Below are 23033 nucleotides of genomic sequence, written 5' to 3'. Positions count from 1 at the left end.
AGCATTGACCCGATGCCTCAAGCCGGAGAGCGCCACGAATGGCGCAAATTGGAGTGCGTCATTCGCGGCATTTTTCTGCTTGTGGCATCTGCGGCAGTTTTTCCGGCAGCAATGGGCGCCGATCGCCTCGACTCGGAGACCGGGCAGCTGATCGTCGGCCTTGCTCCGAGCTGGGGGAGCATGCATGGAAGGCTCTGGCGCCTCGACCACCGGGGCGCCGGCTGGGAACCGGCCGGACCGCCGGTGCCGGTTCTATTCGGCAAGCACGGGCTGGCCTGGGGGCGGGGCGAGATTGAGGGACACGACGGTCCCCTCAAGGTGGAGCGTGACGGCCGGGCCCCTGCCGGGGTCTTCCGCCTGGGCACAATTTACACGTACGACGAAACCCTGCCTTCAGGCGCCACTTACTCGTACCATACCGTAGGCCCTGCTGATGCGTGGGTCGACGACGTCAACGATCCGAATTACAACCGTCACGTGGTGGTCGTTGACCCGAATCGTGCCCCACCCTGGTTCGCCAGGAACCGGATGCGCCAGGGAGATTTCGCTTACCGGTGGCTGATTGAGATCCGCCACAACGCCGACCCGCCCGTTCCCGGGTTCGGCAGCGCCATTTTCTTTCACATCCGGCGCGGACCGGACCGGCCGTCAGCCGGTTGCACAACGATGGCGGAACACGACCTGGTAACCCTGATCCGATGGTTGCGGCCTGACCAGTATCCCCGGTACGTCTGCCTTCCTCAACCGGAATACCTCCGGTACTGGAAGATCTGGAGCCTGCCCGCGCCGAGTACACTCGGCGTAACGGGTAACGGGTAACGGGTGGCGAGTAACGGGTGGCGGGTAACTCGTGCCGGAGGAAAAATCCGCTCGGCGCGGCGTTAGTTCTCGCGAGGAGGCCTGACGTCGTGCTCAGCCCCTTTGCCCATCACCAGGTACGAGTTGTCAGTTGCCAGTTGCCGGTTATACCATTGAGACAGTTATCACGGTAGAATGGCGGTTCAGGGGGTGCCGGCGCCGGAGGATGCTCCTCCATGGCCGTCGAAACGGTATCACCCGTCACCGCGTTGAGCGTCGCTTGCCCCGGCACCCGTTACCCGCTACTCGTTACCCGTTACCCGTTACCCGCCACCCTCTTCCATTTGTGGCATTTTCTGCCGTGACATTTCACCCGACCCGCCGGGGCAGGCTGATCCGGAAAGTCGTTCCCGGGTCCTGGTCTATCCAGATCCGGCCGTGGTGCGCTTCGACGACCGATTTCGCGATGGCCAGGCCAAGCCCCGTACCGCCCGGTTTGCGGAACGTTACAAACGGCTCGAAAACCCGGTCGCGCACTTCGGAGGGGATGCCCGGCCCGTTGTCATGGAGGGAAATCTGCAAGGACTCGTCATCATCCCAGAAGCGCAAATGGATTTCGCCGTCCCTGCGCACGGCTTCAAAGGCGTTTTTGAGCAGGTTACCCAGGCACCGGCTGATGCGCGCCTGGTCCATCCACAGCGACGCACGCGACTCCTGGTCCACCGTGACCTGCACCTTCGATGCGCGGATCTGGCCGAGGATGGTCTCTTCCAGTTCGCTGAGAATCTGGGCAGCCGACGTCTGGCCCAGGCGCAAGGTTGTCTTACCACGGGCAAAGTCGAGGAGTTCCTCGGTCATTTGCACCATCCGCTGAATGGAAGACCGGGCGATTCCGGTCAGCGTCTTTGTGCGGTGATCGTTACTGTCGCGTTCCAGATAGTCAACGCACGACACGATGGCCGCCATCGGGTTTTTGAAGTCGTGGATGACGGAACTGATCATGGTACCCAGCAGGGTCAACCGTTCGTTGCGCAGGACCTCCTCAAGGTAGCGGGCGTTGGTCGAGCGCAACCGTTCCACCACCACTTTGGTAAAGGTCAAGGGCAAAACCCGGGGCGCCTTTTCCATCAGCAGATCCAGCGTCTCCCGGTCGATTTCCCCGATCAGGGTCGGCTCCAAGGCAGTGGCGGTAGCGGAGCGAGGGCCGCGATCGATCACGGACAACTCGCCAAAGAAATCACCGGCCTCGAGTACGGAAAAGACTTCCGGCTGGCCTTGCCGTAGAAGCCCGGAAATCTGTACCCGGCCGCTGCCGATCAGAAGCAACGTGCTTCCGGGGGCACCTTCCTCCACAATCACGGCGCCGGGCGGGTATTGTTTTTCCACGATCTGGACCGAGCGCAACCAACTGTCTGGAACGCCCGCGAAAACCCGGTTCTGCAGAAAAACTTCGTTCATTGCGCTGAAATGCTCGCGGCACCGGGAGCACCCCTGGCCCGGCGCATGCGGCGTCAGCCGATCGTGGCCGACTTTACCGTGGATGCAATCTCAAAAATTTCCGTCACTCTTCAAAACCGTTCCGTCCAGGTTCGGAGGGAATATTTTGCGGCTGCCACCTGGGCAGCCGCTTGTAAGATCGGCAAGGAGATTTGCTCCCACCGGACCTCACCGGCCAAGCCGCCGGCGAATGCTTCCAGCAGCCCCGGCGGCGTTGTGACCCCTTGCACGCTGCCCTGCAGAAGGAGACCGCGCCGGTGCCGTCGTATGGCTGCCCCGGCGACTTTGCGGCCGTGCGATCGAAGGTCAGCGACGACCGCGCGCGCAAAACATGCGTCCGAGGCGACGGGATCGGGTTCGGACGCCTGGTCGACGGAAACGCCGGACCGCCGCAGCCCGCCGGCAATGGCGGCGTGAACGGCCCGGTAGATCACGTCATTCGGCAGTGAGCTGCTTATGTCCGCCGGTAAGATCAGCGAGTAAGTGAAGTCGCCGGCGTGCTCGACCAGCCCGCCGCCGGTCCAACGGCGCACCATATCCCATCCGGGATACCGGGCCGCCACGCCATCGTGCCGGCTGAAATACCCGAGTGAGATGCTTTGACGTTGCCAGTGGTAGCGGCGCAGCACGGGCAGGACGGCACCGCCTGCCGGCTGCGGACCGCTCAACAGTAACGTTTCGTCCACCGCCATGTTCAGCGCGGCCGGCCGGGGCTCCGGGTCATCGATGCAGTAAAGTCGTTCCAAAAGCATCACGCTCCAGGTTAAAGGACGGGTGAGAAGCCCAGGTTAATCAACGTCGCCGCCGCCACCTATCAAAACCATAACCGATCCTCCGGAAATCACCTAACTTCACCGGATGGCCAGAGGCGGAGCGCCCGTTATCCTGCGTCTGCGTCTTGCGTTCGATTCGGAGGTCCGGTACCCTGGTGGCCTTTATGGCAAAAGTTGTCCTCGGGAAGGGCTTGGGTGCGTTAATCAACACCCCGAAACCAGCCCCGTCTCCCGTCGAGATCCCCGGCGAACGCGTCGAGAAGGTGGCGCTTTCGGAGGTGGTCCCGAGCCCGTTGCAACCGCGCAAGCATTTTGAGCCGGAACACCTTCAGGAACTGGTCGAGTCTATCCGGGAACACGGCATCATCCAGCCGCTGATCGTCCGGAGGGTCGACTCCAAGTGCGAGCTTATCGCGGGCGAACGACGTTGGCGGGCGGCCACCCAGCTCGGGCTCACGGAGGTGCCGGTGCTCGTCCGCCAAGCGTCCGATCGCGACGCCTTGGAAATGGCGCTCATCGAGAACCTCCAGCGCGAAGACCTGAACCCGATCGAAGAGGCGCAGGCTTACAAACGCCTCGCCGCCGAGTTCGAACTCCGGCAGGAAGACATCGCCGCCCGGGTCGGCAAGAGCCGATCGGTCGTGGCCAACTCCTTGCGTCTGCTCGATCTCGGGCCGCAGGTTCAGAGCTACCTTGTCCAGGGCCGGCTGAGCGTGGGCCATGCCAAGGTGCTGCTGGGACTGGCGGATCCGCAGGAGCAGGAGGTTGTCGCCGAAATGGTGATCCGGCAGGGCGCCACGGTTCGAACGACCGAAAAACTTGTTGCCCAATACGTCTCTCAACGCGGCCTGTCCAAGACCGGGAAATCCGGCCCCAAACCTGCCGTGGAACTGCCTCCGGCCAGTACCGGCCGTGCGGTGCAGCACCTGGAGAACCAGTTGCGGGAACGGCTCGCCACCCACGTCGCCATTCATCATTCCGACAAGCGGGGCCGGATCGAAATCGACTTTTACGGAAACGACGACTTAGACCGGATCATAAAGCTGTTGGGAGTATCGTTGGAGTGAACCGCCACGGAAGGCTTTTTGTAACCTGTTTTTCGCTGGTTATCCTCTCGACTGCCTGCAGACGGCCGAGCCCGCCTCCGGAGGCAACCAAGGATTTAGCCGCCAGGGCGCCGGATAACCAGGCCCGCGTCGAACCGAGCCCGGAAACCCTGAGTCCCGACGGGGTACTTGCAACCGCCCCGACCCCTGCCCGCCGTCCGGCCACGCCAATGCCCGAGCCGTCCGTCACCCTGACCCCGCCGCCTGCGGTGTCGATCCCGATCCCCCCGGGACCGGTTGCCCGGCGCGCACCGATCTGGAAGGAATTTGACGGCCAACTCGCCTTGACGGATGCCGGCAAGTTCGTCGCGTTCGGGCCGCGGCCTTCGGGCAGCGCGGCGCTCGACCGCGAACGGGCGGAGATTGCCGCCCGGCTGAACGGGGCGGACTGGCAGGTCAGCACCGCGGCTTTCACCGACCAGACGCCGGATGGAAGCCCGGTGGATTTCCGGTCGTTAGGCGCCCGTTTCAGACGCGGTCAGCCCGCCAAGAAACGCTTTTTGCTGGTGGCACATTTCGACACGGAACGCTCCAAGCTGATGGGGACGTCCGGCGCTACCGATGGGGCCGCTGGTCCGGCTATTTTGCTGGAGATTGCGCGCGTACTCGCCGCGTACCCGCAGGTGGCCTCGCAGGTGGAATTGTTGTTCCTGGACGGGAACCACCCGTTCCGCCAAAGCACGGCGGACGACGGCCTTTTCGGGAGCCGGTTTGCCGTTCAGATGCTGCAACTCCACCAGCGTTCAGGTGAGATCCGCGCGGTGATTGACCTTGAGAACCTTGGCGGAAAAGATTTCCGCCTCTATTACCCTCCGAACAGTGACCCGGATCTTGCAGAAACGTTTCAACGGTCAGCCGGGATTCTGTCGGTCCCATTGGCTGCGGCTAACCGCCCGGTGCTGGGCGACCAGGTGCCGTTTCAACAGGCCAACATTCCAGCCATCGCGCTGCTCGACACTGAGTCCCCTTACCTGCACACCGCTGACGATAACCTGGACCGGGTCGACCCGGCCTCACTTGCAAAGGTGGGCCAGTTGGTACTTTATGTCTTGTCGGAGGAGATTTTTCCGTCAGGGCTATGAGTACCGAAACAGCACAATTTGTACTTTACATAAAGGCTGGTTGTCCGTGGTGCCGGATGGCCGAAGATTATCTCACCGAACACGGGTACCGCTACGAACGCGTCGATGTGACCAGGGATCGCGCTGCTTACAGCGAGATGCGGCGGATTTCGGATCAGACTTACGCGCCGACCCTCGTGGTAGGCGATTTGGTGCTGCCGGATTTCGGGCCGGATGAACTCGCCGAGTTTTTGGAACAGCACAACCTGAGGCCCTGAGGGCTGCGGAAGGCGGTGCTCCCCGTCCGATTCCGGACCGGGGCCCGAGCCTGCGCCGGCACGGCCTCGAGTACTTTTTTAATGCCGGTCGAAAAAGCTGGCCGGCGGCAGCCCGTTCCTTCCCCGCCGAGCGTCCGACAGCAGCTTCGTAATGATGTTGGGGTCGACCGGCTTGACGAAATGGCGATCAAACCCGGCTTCCTTTGAGCGACGCCGGTCTTCCGGTTGCCCCCAGCCGCTGACGGCCGCCAGCACCGCTTCCTGCGTTTCCGGTCTTTCGCGCAACTTGCGGGCTACTTCGTAGCCGTCCATGGCCGGAAGGTTAAGGTCGAGCAACACCACTTGAGGCTGAAACGCCTGGGCCAGCATCAACGCCGGCGGCCCGTCGTAGGCGATCCTGACGTCATGGCCCGCCAGTTGCACCAGCATCGCCAGGGTGTGCGCAGCATCAACGTTGTCGTCTACGACCAGCACCCGCAACCCCACCGGCGTGGCCTGCTCGGCTTGGCGTGCTTCAAAGCGTTCGGGCGCAAGCAGAAAGACGGGACGGGCTTGCAGCGCAACGGCAGTCCCGCCCAAGGATTCTTCAATTTCGCAATGTGTCCGCGTATTCGTGCGGGAAGCAACTTGGCTGGCCATCCGTAGTTTTTCATTTTCCCTTCGGTTGTCACCGCCGGTTTGGCCTTAACAAATCGCCGGCTTTGAGCCTCAAACACGATTAAATCCGCTGGAACAAGTTAAAGAACGGTTCTGACAGGTTGTTACGCGCGACCCGGCGGGCGGCGGCGACCTTTGGTTTGTGATCCCTACGTCTATCCTCCGGATCTGGTTTTTTGGCCTGTTCTCGTTTGTCCTGATTGGAGCCGGCGTTTACTTCGGCCACAGATGGTACAAACATGCATGGGGTTATGATCTTGTGCATCAGAGCTCGTTTTTCGATCCGCGCCTGGGATTCAACCACGCGACCTTGCACCTGGTGCTCGCCATCGCGCTGCTCGTCTGGGCCATTGCCGGAGTGCTCGTCGCGCGTGGAATCTTGAGCCTGTTCATCAAAGCCGGACCTCCGCCCGGCGAGTCCCCTGCTCCGGGAAACCAGAACCCGCCGGTCGGATCTCGCCTCGGCCGGCCGGACGGTTCCGAACTCCACGTCGAGTCTTACGGCCCGGAGGATGCCCCGGCAATCGTTCTAATCCATGGCTGGGGGCTCGACCGGACCGAGTGGACTTACCTCCATCGGGAGCTGGCAGGCCGTTTTCGCCTCATCACGTGGGATCTGCCCGGCCTGGGCCGCTCCACCCGGCCCGCCAGTCGGGATTACAGCCTGGATAACCTCGCGCGTGACCTGGAGGCAGTACTGGGCCTGGCGGCCGGCCAGCCAGCGGTTCTGCTGGGCCACAGCATCGGCGGGATGATTACCCTGACCTTTTGCAAGCTGTTTCCGGAGGCGCTGGGGTCGCGCGTTCGCGGCCTGGCCCTGGTCCATACGACTTACACCAACCCGGTGAGAACCACCAGCCTCGCCGGCCTGCTCACCGCGCTGGAGCGGCCGCTGATCGTCCCTTTGCTGCACCTCACGATCCGGCTGGCGCCGCTGGTCTGGCTCATGAACCAGCTCAGTTATCTGAACGGCTCCTCCCATTTTTCTACCAAGGCCAGCGGCTTTGCGAGGCATGCTACTTGGGGACAAATTGACTACGCCACCCGCCTGGGAATCAGGGCCTGGCCGGGCGTCCTGGCCCGAGGCATGTTTGGAATGCTGAACTATGATGCGACACAAACACTGAAGACGGTGGGAGTGCCTGCTTTGATCGTGGCCGGTGACCGGGATCCCGTGTGCAAACCGGAGGCGAGCCGGCGTATGCACGAAGAGATCAGCGGATCCCAACTTGTAACCCTGGTCAATGCCAAACACATGGGGCTGCTGGAGCAGCATCGTTTATTCGCCCGGCACGTGGGTGAGTTTGCTTCCAACTGCTTCCACACGCCCTTCCCTCCGCCCGCACCGTAGCGAAATAAGATCACCGTGGCTCAGCAGCCGCGGGGGACGGCGCAGCTACAGTTCCAGGGTTTGGTTTGCGTAATGGCCGGCTGGCAGGTCCTTCCACCGTTCAGCCTCATGATTGCGAACGCTAACCCGCCCTTCGAAGGTTGTATCCGGAGAAAAGCGGACCGGCCCATCGACTTTGAACCCTTCACACGACCGGAGCGACGGCACCGCCCGGGCGAGCATCTCGTCCAGGGCATCAACCAATTTATAGTCGCCGGATAGCTCCACCACCGGCGGGGTTCCCTGCCGTTCGGCTACTAACTCAAGGCGGTAAGCTTCGTCGAGTGCGTACGCGTCCGATCGAACCGTCAGCAGATCGCTCGTTGTCTTGACGGGTGCAAACCGTGACCGGGGCACTTCGACCGCAGTCGAATCCTCGAAGCATTCGACCGCGGCGCCCATGGCCGTCTCGAGCTGGTAAACTTTCGGTGATTGTTTGTTCCGCGGGTCGACCGTCTTCTGGTTGCGAATCAACGGCAGCGGCAGGATCCCGTTCTCTGCCTTCAGCACGGATTCCAACACATCGAGCCGAACCCAAAGGTTGTTCGTGTTGAAATAACGGTGCCGGCTGATGTCCTGAAACGCTTCCAGGTCCGGTTCCGGACACTGGGCGGACTCGCGTAGCAGCAGCCTCCCGTCCGGCTTGCGCCGGGCAAGGTGACCACCTTTGCGGTCCACCGGCGTCCGGCGGGTAACCTCCATGAGGAACGGTGCACCGGACTCGACGAAGTAGCTTAGCAGGCGAAGGTCCAGGGTGGCCCCAAGGTTATCGGAATTGGAAACGAAAAGGTAAAGCGTGTCGCGCGCCCGCAAGCTTTCCAAAAGCCCCGATCCGGCCAGCGCCGTGTAGATGTCACCGTGGCCGGGCGGGCACCATTCCAACTGCGGATTTTGCGGCCATTCAATCGGCGCGAAGGAGTCGACACCGATCTTGGGCACTTTATTCTGGAGAAGTTCGAGAGAAGCCGGGTCGCCGAGCTCCGGGTAACGTGCGAGTGCGTTCCGGGTATCCGCGCTTGTGCTGAAGCTGTTCATCAAAAACAAGCCAAGATCCGGTCCCAGGTGGTGGCGCAGATACAGGAATTGCCGGACAATAATGTCCAGAAAAGTAAGCTCACCCCGTACCCTGAGCAGGCTTTTGGCTTTTTCGAGGCCCATGCCTGTACCGAGTCCTCCGTTGAGCTTTACCACCGCGGTCTGGGAAAGGTAGGTTCGGACGCGCCCCGACTCTTCGTAGTCCTCAATCTTCGGCAGTTGGTCTACGGGTTCGATGGTCGCCTCGGGAATATCGGCCGACTCGTGGGCAACGAGTTTCGCGTACTGGAACAGAAAAGCTCTAATGGCCGTTTCGCTCAGGCCTTCGCCTTCCATCTTGGACCGGATCAACCCTGTCGCATCTCGCATGGCGTTACCATGGTCCAGGTGTGGCGAACGGCAAATGCGCAGTTACGCAGGTTATGCAGGTACCTTACGACAATGGTTGAAGTCGCGGGTTGAGCTCAAGGGCCACTCCGGGGCAAAAACCGGCTGATCTGACCGGCTGATAAACGCCGTTGAGCACGGGAAATTGTGCCGGACCAAAACCCCTTTTTTCCACTCGAACTTGTCTTCGCGACCGTCCGGGCAAGAGGGCAAATCCTAACCGGTCCGAGCGGCATGAAGCCATTACTGCAAGAAGGTTCAGAATGGCTGGACTCTTTGGTACCTATGCTCGACGCGCGTGGTTGCAACCGGCGCCGCGTTGAGTATCAAACATACCATGCACAACGCCAGCGCGGATGTTGTGGCGATTGAACAAGAGGGCGGAGATCGCTGGAGGATCAGCCTCCGGGTGAGCGTGCCTGCGGGCACGGAAGGCCTGGAGCCGGATTTTCTTTTCAGGTTAGGCCGCCACCCTCAAACCGTTGGCATTCTGGTGGTAAATGCGCCGGAGCCCATGGTCGTTACCGTGCAGGGTAAGCCGTGGATCAAGGTGGGCGACCACATTCCGATCGGGCCGCACCCGGTCTCAGGCAAAGCCGCTCGGGCGCACCCGTCGTGGACGGGTGCCTTGCAGAGGCTATGGTGGTGGCTGGCGGGCAAGCATTCAAGGGCCTGCCGGTAAGGCAAGCGCTGGAGCCTTTGCTGACTTTGATTGGGAAGGTAAAGAGCGGCTGCCCGTGACTGAGGGGCTGTCATTCGGTGCCGCCGATCAGCCCGGGCAGTCTATCGGCCGGTGGACTTACCGCTACCACCAGAGGCCCCACGGACCCCAGTCCCAATCCATCGAAGCTTCCTCGTTGATTTGGGCCGCCTCCAACTCGTTCTGGGCAATCGACTGCTGCAGCCCGAGTTGCTTATAGCGCTGGTACTCATTTTCGCCCCCCATATAGACAAGCCGGTTTTTCTTATCGGCGAAAGTATAGACCACTTTGCCGTGTCTGACGCGGCGTTCGATTTTGTAGGGTGTCATCCGGTCATACAGGGCCACTTGCGCCGGCGTCGAGGGGGCACGTGTGCGAAAGCCGGCGGCGGTTAACAACGATTCTTTGTTGCTTGCCTCCATGCTGGCGCAGCCTACAAGGCCGGCGGCTGCCCAAGCCATGATCATCAGGAGCAAGTAACGAGGGTGGAGCGGGTTTGGTTTATTCATGGGAGAATGACCAATGTTGATGAAAGTATACGGACCTAAAAGTCAAGATAGTCCCATCGCCGGGGTGGCCGAAGTGGTGATCGATACGCCCGATCGCGAAAAATTCCTCACATTTTTTGAGGGCAGCGCGGGGACGGCCGTGACCGTCTTACGGCCCGTTGGGCCAAGAGACCTTAGCCCAGGGCTTTACCCCCTGGGTAACCGTCAAATCACGATCCAGCCCTCCTAAGGCGTCACGCCTGTACGCCCTCCCTAAAAAACGCCCGCCCCGCCGGGTTGGATTTGCTGAAGGGGCGGCAGAACCCGACGGCAACGCTTTCTGCCGCCCCTTCAGGGCGGGGTCAGAGGGGAAACGCCTTCCCAGGGTGAAACCTCGGGCTATGTTCCTTTGGCCTTTCAGGCCATCAAACCGTCTGCCGGCCCGTTGGGCCCGGATCGTTTATAGGGTCTACTAGGTGTAACGCTGGCAGAGCACCTGGGAAGGAAGACAAAATTTTACCTCCATAGCCGTCGAAATGGTATAAAGAGAGGAGCGGACGCGTGGCGGGTGCTGGGTCTTGCTTGACGTTGGCAGAATCGCAGATCAGGTCGAGGGGTTTACCCCACTGCCGTTTAGTAAGGATACAAGGCCGGGCGTGGCCTTCGTCCCGGAGGGACGGCTGAGGTTAGCCAGGGACTTTCAGTCCCTGGATGGGGCATTTAAGAGGGAGCGCGTCCCGTCGGGACGCCTGAAACGCTGCCCCGGAGGGTGCCGGCTCCCAAACGGCCAATCAAACCCGGTGCGACCCTCAGCGCCAAAAACCCGAACGGCTCCCCAATCTTTGGCGCCCGCCTGGCCCGGCGCCCGCCTTCAGGCGTCCCGAGGGGACACAACCCCCGGGGAACGCCCGCACCGCACAGGCACTAAAAGCTACCTGCCTAACCTCAGCCGTCCGTTCGGGACGAAAGCAGCAATACCCGGCCTTGTATCCTTAACTAAATGGCAGTGGGATTCACCCTGGGCTAAGGGCTGCCGGCGGGTAACCCCTGGGAAACTCCCCGGGCCGGCCCCGTCTACTCACGGTCGGGGTACCTGATCCTTTGCGGCTGCTGCGGTGAGATCATTCTGGAACCCAGGCCGGGTTTCCAACTCGGTGAAAAGCAGGTCGCCCAAGGCCAACCCGGCCTCGGTGTCGCTCGTGTAGTGTACCCCGGCGACGACGCGGCTGTCCGCAACCTGCCGGGCACGTTTCAGCAACGCGTCCTTTTGCGCGGGAAACAATCTTCCGAGGATGCGCGCCTGCAGTTGAGTTCCGGACGCGTGCCCGCTGGGATAACTGAAATCGGTCACCGTAAACAGCGGCACGACGAGGATCGGGTGCTGGTCGAAAGGGCGCAGGCGGCCATTCGCCTTCTTGAGCATCGCCGTGATGAAATACGCATCGAGATCAGCGTTGGCGAGCACTTTGAACGTGTTCGGGTACTTCACCTCGAAATCGGCGTCGATGACGTCGGTCACAAGCTTGATGGAATAGGTTCGGTCGCGAATGGCTTCATCCTTCTGAGCTTCCGTTCGCGAAACCTGCAGGGAAAGGGTGATGGAAAGGTCGAGTTGATCGATCGGCGATCCAAGGGCCGGTTTTGGAGGAAAAGCCGGCCAGGCATCTTCGTTCCCGGTCAGGTAGTAGGGCTGTTGCGGCGCGCCGCGGCTCGGGGCCATAGAAGGTCCCGCGGGCGGCTGAGGCGCAACGGCCTGATCCGCCGAATAGGTCAAAGAGGGACAACTCACCAGAACAAGGAGGGTGCGCAGAATCGCATTCAGCCCGTTTTTCATCGCGGAACGTTAATAAGTGCAGGCTTCGCCTGGCGAGAGAAGTTTGCTGAACTGCAAACGACGGCCGGCTTACAACCTGCGTTGGACCGAATCGGTCAGCGCATCATCTTCCGCACCGGCCTGATCATTTGAAGGCGATCAATTCGCGTGCGAACTCCACTCTCCACTCGTCACGCCGATAGCATTCGAGAGCGTCTAGGTTGATTGCGCTCTCAGCGATGATGCCGGGCAACGCGCCGGACTGGACGTGCAGGGAGGCGCGGCAGGATCGGCGCTTCAGGAAACCGGCACCCCGGGAGTAAGGGGCGCTTCCGCCGTTGATGGTCCCGCTTCGATCTCTTCACCCACCACGTACCGCGTGAAGCGCCGGACGATGATATTTTCACCGAGTTCGGCGATCTTGGACGAAATGAGGTCCTTGATCGTCTGGTCGGGATTTTTAATGAACGGCTGGTCCAACAGGCAAACGCTGGCGTAGTACTTGTCGAGTTTTCCGTCGACGATTTTCTCGATGACGTTCTTCGGTTTGCCTTTGACCTGTTCGCGGTAAATCTCGCGCTCTCTCTCGATGGTTGAGGCCGGCACCTGTTCCCGGCTCACGTAGAGCGGGTGGGCCGCGGCGATGTGGAGCGTGATGTCTTTGACGAAATCGCGGAAGGTCTCGTTTTTCGCGACAAAATCCGTCTCGCAATTCACTTCGACCAGCACGCCCACTTTGCCTTGCAGGTGGATGTAAGAGGCTACGGTCCCCTCCTTGGCAGAGCGCGAGGCCTTTTTAGAAGCGCTTGCAATGCCCTTTTTCCGGAGCAGATCCTCAGCTTTTGCGAGGTCGCCCCCCGCTTCCACCAATGCCTTTTTGCAATCCATCATGCCGGCATTGGTTTTTTCACGAAGTTGTTTAACGAGGGCAGGATTAACGTCAGCCATAACGAGGTTTAAAGGCGGATCAAATCGGCGCTCAGCCTCGGCCGGGGGTCACCGGAACCAAGGCGATAAAGGTGAAAAAACGGAGGGAAGAAATGGTAGTCCTATTCAGCGACGGCCGCCAACTGGGCGGTATCCGCCTTCTTCCCTTCCTGGGTGGCGGTGTAAATGGCGTCGACGAGCTTCTGGAGGATTACCCGGATGGCCCGGATGGCGTCATCGTTACCGGCAATCGGATAGGTCACCTTGTCAGGATCAGCGTTGGTGTCCACGATCGCAATCGTCGGAATTTTAAGCCGCTGCGATTCGGCCACGGCAATCGCCTCGCGGGTCGTATCGATGATGACCAACGCATCCGGCAGGCGTTCCATGTTGCGGATGCCTTCAAGGTTCCGGCGCAGCTTCTCCGCTTCGCGGCGCAGGGCCGAAAGCTCCTGCTTGCCCATCTTGCTGTACTCGGGTGATTTTTCGATCTGCTCGAGGTACGTCAGGCGGCCAACGCTTTTGCGGATCGTGGTCAGGTTGGTCAACGTACCGCCTAACCAGCGCTGATTGACGTAGAACTGGCCGCAGGCTTCGGCCGCTTCCTTTACCGCCTCCTGGGCCTGCTTTTTACAGCCGATAAAGAGCACTTTGCCGCCCTGGCGCGCCACGTTGGCCAAAAACTCGCTCGCCGCGTGCAGCTGTTTGACCGTCTCGGAGAGGTTAATGATGTAAATCGAATTGCGCTGCTCGAAGATGAAAGGTTTCATCTTGGGATTCCAACGCTTGGTCTGGTGTCCGAAATGAACCCCTGCTTCCAGGAGTTCAGTCATTAATTCCATCGAAGACATATCTGATGTCGGCCGCGGCTCGTTCCTCTAGGTTCCTTTGATACCCATTATCAATTCCCGGTCTGAATGACGATTTTTCTACCCGGTGCACCGGTCGCTTCAGCCGAGAATTGGTGTAAATCTTGTTTCCGGGTTGAGCCGGTGACTATTCTTCAGGTACGATCGGTTCGCAACTAAAACTTGCGCCGGACCGGCCGGCTTCATCGCAGCTTCATCGGTCCGGATCCAGCTCGATCGTTTCCTCCAGGCGCGCAAAAAGCCACAGCACATCCGAGAGCCGGTTCAGGTAACGGATCGTGTCCGGGTTCACATAATCGGCGGACCCGGCCAGGGCGACAACCTTTCGTTCGGCCCGGCGGCAGGTGGTCCGGGCAACATCCAACGCCGCCGAGGCGAAGGTCGAGCCCGGCGTCGCCCAGCGTTTGAACGTGATGCGATGATTTTTCTCGAGGTCATCCACGACCGCGGTGAGCCGATCCACCATGGCCGGGGTAACCACGTCGTACCCATCTTTCGTGTAACGTTCACGGTCCTGGTCAGCTACAGCCAACTCGCCCATAAGGGTGACCAGTTCCTTCTGCACCTTTAAAATGGTCTCCTGGATTAACGCCACCTTCGTGGATGCGCGGGCCAGGCCTAACGCGGCGTTCAGTTCATCCACGGTGCCGTAAGCTTCGACCCGGCGATGCACTTTAGGCACGCGACGGCCATACATGAGGGCGGTCTCGCCGGCATCCCCCGTTTTAGTTGCGATCGACATCAAAAAGGTTTTTCCATCCCGCTTGCCGGAAACGGGTTCCGAACTGAGCGGGCGTCATTCAGGGAAAGGCATCCTTGATTTCGGAACGCGTTTTGGCAAGCGGCATAAAGCAAAAAGGACGGACCTTACGGTCCGTCCTTCCAATGCAATTGCCCGTCAGCCGACGGCCGGCTCGGTGACCGGTACCGGCGCCGGTTCAGGGTTGAGCTCGCCGATTTCGACGGCCCGGACGCTGCGATGGTTCACAAAGCCGGTTCCGGCCGGAATCAGGTGGCCCATGATGACGTTCTCCTTGAACCCGCGGAGGTAATCGACCTTGCCCAGCGTGGCCGCCTCGGTCAGAACCCGCGTGGTATCCTGGAATGAGGCTGCCGAGATGAAGCTATCGGTCTCCAGCGAGGCCTTGGTGATGCCCAGCAGCACCGGCACCGCTTCGGCGGGCTTGCCGCCCTGCTCGGTTACCCGGCGGTTTTCACGCTCGAACTCGAGGCGATCAACCTGGTCGCCCCAGAGCAGGGACGTGTCGCCCGGCTCCGTGACTTTCACCTTGCGCAACATCTGGCGCACGATGATCTCGATATGCTTGTCGTTGATCTCAACGCCCTGGAGGCGGTACACCTCCTGCACTTCGTTCACCAGGTGCTCCTGCAGGTCCTGCGGCCCGCAGACCTCCAGGATTTCGTGCGGCACAATCGGACCTTCGGTCAGCTGAGAGCCTTTCTTCACGAAATCACCCTTGGAAACCGTGATGTGCTTGTTCAGCGGGATCAGGTGTTCCTCTTCCTGGCCGGTCGTCGGGTCGCGCAGGATGAGCCGGCGCTTGCCGCGTACCGTCCCGCCGAACTCGACCATGCCGTCGATCTTGGCGATCTCGGCCGCATCCTTCGGCCGGCGCGCTTCGAACAATTCAGCCACGCGCGGCAGACCACCGGTGATGTCCTTGGTCTTGGCAATTTTCCGCGGCGTCTTGGCCAGAAGCGTACCTGCCTGAATCTTCCTGCTTTCCTGGACGACGATGTGGGCGCCTGCCGGGATGGAATAACTGGCGATCACGTCTTTGCTGTCGTCCATGATCACGATTTGCGGGTGCAGATCTTCCTTGTGCTCCATCACCACCGTGCCCATCACGCCCGTGGCCGTGTCCACCTCGCGGCGAACCGTCACGCCGGGGATCATGTCGCGGAACTCGACCCTACCGCTTCGTTCGGTCAGGATCGGCACGCTGTAGGCATCCCATTGCACGAAGGTGTCCCCGCGCTTCACCGGAGCGCCGTCAGCGACCGAGATCACCGATCCGATCACCACGTTGTAACGTTCCAGCTCGCGCCCGTCCTCGGCATGGATCGACACCGAGCCGTTCTTGTTCAGAACGATGAAGTTGCCGTCGACCGACTGCACCACGCGCAGGTCGTTGAACCGGACCGTACCGTCGTTCTTCGCCTTGATGATCGGCTGCTTGAACAACTGCGTCGCCGTACCGCCGATGTGGAAGGTACGCATGGTCAACTGGGTACCGGGTTCGCCGATGCTCTGCGCCGCGATGATGCCCACGGCTTCGCCCAGCTTCACCATTTGACCGGTGGCCAGGTTACGGCCGTAACACTTGGCGCAGATGCCGCGTTTGGACTCACAGGTCAGGACCGAACGGATCTTCAACTGCTCGACGCCGATACTCATCAGCGCCTGGCCTTGCGGCTCCTCGATCAGCTGATTCGTGCGGATGATGTCCTGCTTCGTGACCGGGTTAATGATCGTCTCGCAACTTACCCGGCCGACCACGCGCGTCGCCAGGTCCACCACCTCATCGTCGCCCTCGTAAATCGAGCGCACCACGATGCCGTTCGGCGTGCCGCAGTCATCCTCGACCACAATCACGTCTTGCGCGGCGTCGACCAGCTTGCGGGTCAGGTACCCGGAATCTGCGGTCTTGAGGGCGGTATCCGCCAGACCTTTCCGGGCGCCATGGGTCGAGATGAAGTACTCCAACACCGACAACCCCTCCCGGAAGTTCGACGTGATCGGGCGTTCGATGATTTCGCCGGACGGCTTGGCCATCAACCCGCGCATGCCCGCCAGCTGTTTCACCTGCTGGCGGTTGCCGCGCGCGCCGGAATCCTGCATGAGGTAAACCGGGTTCAGTTCGCGGCGGCCCTCGTTGTGTTCGAGGGTGCGGAACATCACGTTCGAGATTTCCTCACCGGCGTGGGTCCAGATGTCGATGATCTTGTTGTAACGCTCGCCGTCGGTGATGATACCGCTGCGGTATTGCTTCTCCACCAGCGCGAGCTGCTTGTAAGCCTTGTCCAGCTCGATCTTCTTCTCATCCGGGATAATCATGTCGGTGATCCCGATGGAGACACCGGCACGGGTTGCCCAGGTGAAGCCGAGTTCCTTGAGCTTATCCAGGGTTTCGACCGTCTTTTGCTGGCCTGCCACCTGGTAAGTACGCCAGATGATGTCGCTGAGCTGTTTCTTGCCCGCGTTCTTGTTGAAGAAACCGAGGGCGGAAGGCCAGATCCCATTGAAGATCACCCGGCCCGCCGTGGTCTCGATCACGCGCGCTTCCGAGTTTCCGTAAACGGTTTTCCGGCCGAAATCGGGGTTCTTGAACCGGATCCGGTCATGGATCTTGATCGCGTTTTCAGACAGGGCGAACTCGATTTCCTGCAGTTCGGAAAACAACCGCAGGCGCTCGTTTGCCTGGGCGCCCTTACGCGGGTTTTGCGTCAGGTAATAGCACCCTAGGACGATATCCTGAGACGGCGTCGTGATCGGTTTGCCGCTCGACGGCGAGAAGATGTTGTTCGGCGCCAGCATCAGCAGGCGCGCTTCCATCTGGGCCTCGACCGACAATGGCACGTGGACCGCCATCTGGTCACCGTCGAAGTCCGCGTTGTAAGCGGTACAGACGAGGGGGTGAATCCGGATGGCTTCGCCTTCGATCAGCTGCGGTTCAAACGCCTGGATGGACAGGCGGTGCAGGGTCGGCGCACGGTTCAACAACACGGGGTGGCCCTTGGTCACCTCGTCCAGAATGTCCCAGACCTCCGGCGTCTGCCGTTCGATCATCTTCTTGGCGCTGCGCACGGTGTGCACGTAGCCGAGTTCCTTAAGGCGCCGGATGATAAAAGGTTCAAAAAGAACCAGCGCCATTTTCTTCGGCAAACCGCACTGGTGCAGCTTGAGTTCGGGCCCGATGACGATGACGGAACGGCCCGAGTAATCGACGCGCTTGCCCAGCAGGTTCTGGCGGAAACGCCCGCCTTTGCCCTTCAGCATGTCGCTGAGCGACTTGAGCGGGCGGTTGCCTGCGCCGGTAACGGCGCGGCCGTGCCGGCCGTTGTCGAACAATGCGTCCACCGCTTCCTGCAACATGCGTTTCTCGTTGCGGATGATGACGTCCGGCGTCTTCAGCTGCAGAAGGTTCTTCAGCCGGTTGTTCCGGTTGATGACGCGCCGGTACAGGTCATTCAGGTCGGACGTGGCGAAACGGCCGCCCTCCAGCGGAACCAGCGGACGCAGGTCCGGCGGAATCACGGGCAGGACTTCCAGGATCATCCATTCCGGGCGGGAATGCGAGTTGATGAATCCCTGCACCAGCTTCAAGCGCTTCGCCAGTTTCTTGCGAATCTGCTTGCTCTTGGTGTTGTTCATCGCTTCCTCCAACTCCGCGTTGAGCGAGTTGAGGTCGGTTTGCGACAACAGCAGCTTGATCGCTTCGGCGCCCATCCCGGCAACAAACGTGTCGCCGTACTGTTCCTGGGCTTCGCGGTACTCCTGCTCGTTCAGCAGCTGGCATTTCTGCAGCTGCGTCTGCCCCGGATCGATGACGATGTAATCTTCGTAATAGATCACCCGCTCCAATTGCCGGGAGCTCATGTCCAGCATCAACCCGATGCGGGACGGCATGCATTTGTAAAACCAGATGTGGGAAACCGGAACCGCCAGCTCGATATGGCCCATCCGCTCACGGCGAACGCGCGAAAGCGTAACCTCGACACCGCAACGGTCGCAGATCACCCCTTTGTGCTTGATCCGTTTGTACTTACCGCAGGAACATTCCCAGTCCCTGGTCGGCCCGAAAATGCGTTCACAGAACAGGCCGCCCTTCTCGGGTTTAAACGTCCGGTAGTTGATCGTTTCAGGGTTCTTGACCTCGCCCTTGCTCCAGGAGCGAATCGCGTCCGGAGACGCCACGCTGATCGCGACTTGGTCGAACCCGACCGCACGCTCTTCTCCGAAGATTTCGCGTAAATTGGTTTCGTTCATATTACCACCGGTAAAAGGTAGAATCGATTCGGGAGCCGGTTACCGGGTCCGGTTTCCCAAGCTAAAACTTGTGCCAGCTTTCTTCTTGCACGATTGAAATCCGTCCCGGGAACGTCGTTCCGGGGCGAGCCGAAACAGGTTGCTCGGTTGCGCACGGCTAAGGTCTGATCACAGCGTAGCCGCCACCGGTTCACCGTCCAGGAGGGTCTCACCGTATGCACCCGACGCCGACCGGCCACCGACTTTGACGTCCAGCCCGAGGCTCTGCATCTCCTTGATCAACACGTTGAATGACTCCGGCGTGCCGGCTTCAAGCGAGTTGTCACCCTTCACGATTGACTCGTAAATGCGGGTACGCCCTTGCACGTCGTCCGATTTGACGGTGAGCAACTCCTGCAGCGTGTAGGCTGCCCCATACGCTTCAAGCGCCCAGACCTCCATCTCTCCGAACCGCTGGCCGCCGTACTGGGCTTTACCGCCCAAAGGCTGCTGCGTCACCAGCGAATACGGACCCACGGCACGGGCATGGATCTTGTCCGCGACCAGGTGACCGAGCTTGAGCATGTAGATGTAACCCACCACGACCGCTTGCTCAAAAGGTTCACCGGTCCGGCCGTCGTACAGCGTCGATTTGCCGTTCTCGTTCACCCAGCGGAATCCATCCACCTGTTTGGCCTCGGTCAGGTACCGGCGGATTTCCGGTTCCTCAATGCCGTCGAACACCGGGGTCGCAACCTTGAACCCGAGCGCTTTGGCCGCCACGCCGAGGTGCGTTTCCAGCACCTGCCCGACGTTCATACGGCTCGGCACGCCCAAAGGGTTCAGGACGATTTCAACCGGCGTACCGTCACTCAGGAACGGCATGTCTTCCTCCGCCACAATCTTCGCGACAACGCCTTTGTTGCCGTGACGGCCGGCCATCTTGTCGCCGACGCTCAGCTTACGCTTGCTCGCGATGTAGACCTTGACCTGCTTGATGATGCCGGGATCAACGTCGTCGCCGCTTTCTATCCGGTCCAGCGACCGCTCCTTTTCCAGATCCAACTCGGCAAACTTGTGTTCGAACGAGCTGATGATCTCGCGGATCTTGTTCCGGATCGGGCTCGGGTCGATGTCGATGTGATCGTAAACGCCCGCCAGCTTGCGCAGCAGCGTCTTGGTGATCTTGCGGTTGGCCGGGATGATGATTTCCCCCGTCTCGGCGTTCACCACATCCAGCGGAATCTTTTCACCCAGCAGGATGTTGGAGAGCGCTTCGGTCAGTTCTTCGTGCAGCTCGTCTTTCCGCTTCTTGTAATCCTCGGAAATCTGCTTGGCCTGGCGCTTGGTCTCAACCGGCGTCAGCTTCTGCTTCTGGACCTCCTTGCGGGATGAGACCTTCACGTCCATGACGATTCCGTACGTACCGGAAGGCACCGTCAGAGAGGTGTCTTTCACGTCCGCCGCCTTCTCGCCGAAGATGGCCCGCAAAAGCCGCTCTTCCGGCGCAAGCTCGGTCTCGCTCTTCGGCGTGATCTTGCCGACGAGGATGTCGCCCGGTTTCACCTCCGCGCCGACGCGAATGACCCCGTCCGAGCCGAGGTTGCGCAGCGCTTCCTCGCTCACGTTCGGGATATCGCGCGTGATTTCCTCCGGCCCGAGCTTGGTGTCGCGGGCGCCGATCTCGAATTCGTCGATGTGGATCGAGGTGTAGATGTCCTCTTTCACCACCTTCTCGGAAATCAGGATGGCGTCCTCGAAGTTGTAGCCGTTCCACGGCATGAACGCCACCAGCACGTTGCGGCCGAGGGCCAGCTCGCCGTCTTCGGTGTTCGGCCCGTCAGCGATCACCTGCCCTTTGGTGATCTTCGCACCCTTGCGCACGATCGGCTTCTGGTTGATGCACGTGCCGGCGTTGGACCGCATGAATTTGCGCAGTTCGTAGACGAAAATGCCTTCGTCCGGACGGCTGATCATCTTCTTCTTGAACTCCGGCACGCGGCCGTCCCGGGTCGTGATGAGCATGTCGGCGGAGACCGAAGCCACGATGCCGTCGTCCTCGGCCACAATCACCGCCTTGGAATCGCGGGCCACCTTGCCTTCGAGACCGGTGCCGACCAGCGGAGCCTCCGAACGGATCAGCGGCACGCCCTGGCGCTGCATGTTCGAACCCATCAAGGCGCGGTTCGCGTCATCGTGCTCCAGGAACGGAATCAAACCGGCCGCCACCGAAACCAGCTGCTTCGGCGAGATGTCCATGTAATGGACCTTCGTCGGTTCCACTTCCAGAAAATCTCCCCGGAAACGCACCGAGACCTTCTCGTCCAGGAAGTTGCCCTCGACGTCCACGGGCGCGTTGGCCTGCGCGACGAGGTAATTCTCTTCCCGGTCAGCGGTCAGGTAATCAATCTGGCTCGTCACCCGGCCGTTTTCGACGCGCCGATACGGCGTTTCGATAAAGCCGAACTCGTTGATGCGCGCAAAGGTGCTCATCGAGCTGATGAGACCGATGTTCGGTCCTTCCGGCGTTTCGATCGGACAGATGCGCCCGTAGTGCGACGGGTGCACGTCCCGGACTTCGAACCCCGCACGGTCGCGGCTCAAGCCGCCGGGCCCGAGTGCCGAAAGGCGCCGTTTATGCGTCAACTCGGCCAGCGGGTTGGTCTGGTCCATGAACTGGCTCAACTGCGATCGGCCGAAAAAGTCGCGGATCACCGCGCTGAGCGCCTTCGGGTTGATCAGTTTCTGCGGCGTCATGCCGTCGATGTTCACGTCGAACAACGTCATCCGCTCCTTGACGAGGCGCTCGGTACGGGCCAAACCCACCCGACACTGGTTCGCCAGCAACTCGCCCACGGTGCGAACGCGGCGGCTGCCCAGATGATCAATGTCGTCCAGGATGCCTTCGCCCTTGCGCAAGGTCACCAGGTACTTCATCGCCCCGATGAAATCCTCCTTGGTCAGAGTCCGCTCGGCCAGCTCAACGTTGATCCCAAGCTTCTGGTTGATCTTGTACCGGCCGACGCGCCCCAGGTCGTATTTCTTCGGGTCGAAAAACAGGCGTTTCAGCAGGCCGCGGGCGTTTGCGACAGTCGGCGGGTCACCCGGACGAAGCCGGCGATAAATGTCCTTAAGGGCTTCCTCTTCGTCGTGGGCCGGGTCCTTCTTGATCGACTTGATGATCGTGTCGTCATCTTTGGTGTCGACCACGTCGACTTCCTGGATACCGAGGCTCAGCACCTGCTGAACGGTCGTCTTGGTCAGCGGCTCAAAGGCGCGCGCAACCGTGATCTCGCCGTCCCGCACATCGTGGATCAGGACCTTGCTGTTAAGGCTCTCTTCGTCCAGATCATTGCTAAGCCGCAGCTTCTGAACGTCGTAAAAGAGCTTGATGATCTCCTCATCCGTGCCGAAACCGACCGCCCGCAGGAACGTGGTGGCCAGGAACTTGCGGCGGCGCTTGCGCCGGTCCAGGTAAATGTACAGCAAATCGTTGGTGTCGAACTGGACTTCCAGCCAGGAACCGCGATCCGGAATGATGCGGAAACTGTAAAGGACTTTTCCATTCAGGTGAATCGAGGATTCAAACGCAATACCCGGCGAACGGTGCAACTGGCTCACCACAACGCGCTCGGCGCCATTGATGACGAACGTTCCCTGCTGCGTCATGAGCGGGATTTCGCCCATGTACACCTTTTCCTCCTTGGTCCCCTTTTCATCCCGCAATTGGAACGTCACGTGCAAAGGCGCGCTGAACGTCTGCCCTTCACGCTGGCATTCCAATGCCGACATCTTGGGTTCACCAATGTCGTAGCTGACAAAATCAAGGACAACCTTGTCGTCGTAGCTCTGGATGGGGAAAACCTCCTTGAAAACCGCCTGCAAACCGACATTTTTTCGCTTGCTCGGCAGGATTTCTTTCTGCAGAAACTCCACGTACGAGTTGAGTTGGACCTCGATGAGGTTGGGCGGCTCGATCGCCTCCTTGATTTTTCCAAAGTAAATGCGCTCTGACATACGGGATCGTGTTCTCTCTCCGACCGGCTCTAAATTGCCGTACCGTGGTCTACCGTGACGGTGCGAGTCGGAACGGCAAAGGGGAACAGGAATAGCCCCAGACACGGACCTTGTCAAATCGACCTCGTGTGTGGAGCTGTCTCTTTAAGATAAATTCAGACCTGCGAGTTATATTGTCGAGTTCCCCGCTGTTACAGCGGCCACAGTATACGGCATTTCCGCAAAAGCGCAACCCAGGCGATGCCA

Annotated in this window: 17 protein-coding genes; 6 read left to right on the top strand and 11 right to left on the bottom strand. The window is 60.5% G+C overall.

Features of this window, described 5'->3' with window-relative positions:
• The first annotated feature begins 12 nt into the window (after positions 1-12).
• Entirely contained in the window at positions 13-819 is an 807-nt protein-coding gene (locus JO015_11325; GenBank protein ID MBV9999687.1) for a L,D-transpeptidase family protein, read from the top strand.
• 348 nt (positions 820-1167) lie between these two features.
• Here the strand turns inward: JO015_11325 and JO015_11320 are convergent, their stop codons facing one another.
• Positions 1168-2256 (bottom strand): cyclic nucleotide-binding domain-containing protein, encoded by a 1089-nt coding sequence (locus JO015_11320; protein ID MBV9999686.1) that lies wholly within the window; start codon positions 2254-2256, stop codon positions 1168-1170.
• A 110-nt stretch (positions 2257-2366) separates the two neighbouring features.
• Complete coding sequence (locus JO015_11315; protein MBV9999685.1) at positions 2367-3047, bottom strand: hypothetical protein; 681 nt, start codon at positions 3045-3047, stop codon at positions 2367-2369.
• Between the two features lie 185 nt (positions 3048-3232).
• Between JO015_11315 and JO015_11310 the strand changes: the two genes are divergently transcribed.
• The 3 genes from JO015_11310 to JO015_11300 are packed head-to-tail and all read left to right on the top strand — an operon-like array spanning position 3233 to position 5513.
• Positions 3233-4135 (top strand): ParB/RepB/Spo0J family partition protein, encoded by a 903-nt coding sequence (locus tag JO015_11310; GenBank protein ID MBV9999684.1) that lies wholly within the window; start codon positions 3233-3235, stop codon positions 4133-4135.
• Complete coding sequence (locus JO015_11305; GenBank protein ID MBV9999683.1) at positions 4132-5256, top strand: M28 family peptidase; 1125 nt, start codon at positions 4132-4134, stop codon at positions 5254-5256. The genes JO015_11310 and JO015_11305 overlap by 4 nt, the downstream gene beginning before the upstream one ends.
• Positions 5253-5513, top strand: coding sequence for a glutaredoxin family protein (locus JO015_11300; GenBank protein ID MBV9999682.1), 261 nt, complete (start codon positions 5253-5255; stop codon positions 5511-5513). The genes JO015_11305 and JO015_11300 overlap by 4 nt, the downstream gene beginning before the upstream one ends.
• Before the next feature lie 78 nt (positions 5514-5591).
• On the opposite strand, the gene JO015_11295 is transcribed toward JO015_11300, so the two are convergent.
• Complete coding sequence (locus tag JO015_11295) at positions 5592-6152, bottom strand: response regulator (protein MBV9999681.1); 561 nt, start codon at positions 6150-6152, stop codon at positions 5592-5594.
• A gap of 160 nt (positions 6153-6312) precedes the next feature.
• Here JO015_11295 and JO015_11290 point away from each other — a divergent pair, with 160 nt between their 5' ends.
• A complete protein-coding gene (locus JO015_11290) occupies positions 6313-7521 on the top strand; it encodes an alpha/beta hydrolase (protein ID MBV9999680.1) in 1209 nt (402 codons plus the stop codon).
• Between the two features lie 45 nt (positions 7522-7566).
• On the opposite strand, the gene JO015_11285 is transcribed toward JO015_11290, so the two are convergent.
• The gene (locus JO015_11285) at positions 7567-8964 is read right to left on the bottom strand and encodes a UTP--glucose-1-phosphate uridylyltransferase (GenBank protein ID MBV9999679.1); all 1398 of its coding nucleotides are present in this window, start codon (positions 8962-8964) and stop codon (positions 7567-7569) included.
• Between the two features lie 355 nt (positions 8965-9319).
• On the opposite strand from JO015_11285, the gene JO015_11280 reads away from it, so the two are divergent.
• On the top strand, positions 9320-9664 hold the full coding sequence (locus tag JO015_11280) for a hypothetical protein (GenBank protein MBV9999678.1): 345 nt from the start codon (positions 9320-9322) through the stop codon (positions 9662-9664).
• Positions 9665-9787: 123 nt separating this feature from the next.
• Here the strand turns inward: JO015_11280 and JO015_11275 are convergent, their stop codons facing one another.
• From JO015_11275 to rpoB, 7 genes are all read right to left on the bottom strand, one after another.
• Positions 9788-10192, bottom strand: a complete 405-nt coding sequence (locus JO015_11275; protein MBV9999677.1) for a hypothetical protein — start codon at positions 10190-10192, stop codon at positions 9788-9790.
• A gap of 1057 nt (positions 10193-11249) precedes the next feature.
• The gene (locus JO015_11270; protein MBV9999676.1) at positions 11250-12005 is read right to left on the bottom strand and encodes a phosphatase PAP2 family protein; all 756 of its coding nucleotides are present in this window, start codon (positions 12003-12005) and stop codon (positions 11250-11252) included.
• A 276-nt stretch (positions 12006-12281) separates the two neighbouring features.
• Positions 12282-12932 (bottom strand): translation elongation factor Ts, encoded by a 651-nt coding sequence (gene tsf, locus JO015_11265; protein ID MBV9999675.1) that lies wholly within the window; start codon positions 12930-12932, stop codon positions 12282-12284.
• Positions 12933-13033: 101 nt separating this feature from the next.
• Positions 13034-13762 (bottom strand): 30S ribosomal protein S2, encoded by a 729-nt coding sequence (rpsB, locus tag JO015_11260; GenBank protein MBV9999674.1) that lies wholly within the window; start codon positions 13760-13762, stop codon positions 13034-13036.
• A 211-nt stretch (positions 13763-13973) separates the two neighbouring features.
• Complete coding sequence (locus JO015_11255) at positions 13974-14522, bottom strand: cob(I)yrinic acid a,c-diamide adenosyltransferase (GenBank protein ID MBV9999673.1); 549 nt, start codon at positions 14520-14522, stop codon at positions 13974-13976.
• Between the two features lie 156 nt (positions 14523-14678).
• A complete protein-coding gene (gene rpoC / locus JO015_11250) occupies positions 14679-18791 on the bottom strand; it encodes a DNA-directed RNA polymerase subunit beta' (protein ID MBV9999672.1) in 4113 nt (1370 codons plus the stop codon).
• 168 nt (positions 18792-18959) lie between these two features.
• The gene (gene rpoB / locus JO015_11245) at positions 18960-22787 is read right to left on the bottom strand and encodes a DNA-directed RNA polymerase subunit beta (protein MBV9999671.1); all 3828 of its coding nucleotides are present in this window, start codon (positions 22785-22787) and stop codon (positions 18960-18962) included.
• Between the last annotated feature and the right edge of the window lie 246 nt (positions 22788-23033).

The sequence above is a fragment of the Verrucomicrobiota bacterium genome, assembly GCA_019247695.1.
Lineage (GTDB): Bacteria > Verrucomicrobiota > Verrucomicrobiia > Chthoniobacterales > JAFAMB01 > JAFBAP01.
The sequence above is the reverse complement of the archived record's forward strand: the minus strand, read 5'-3'. Positions and strand labels throughout refer to the sequence as shown.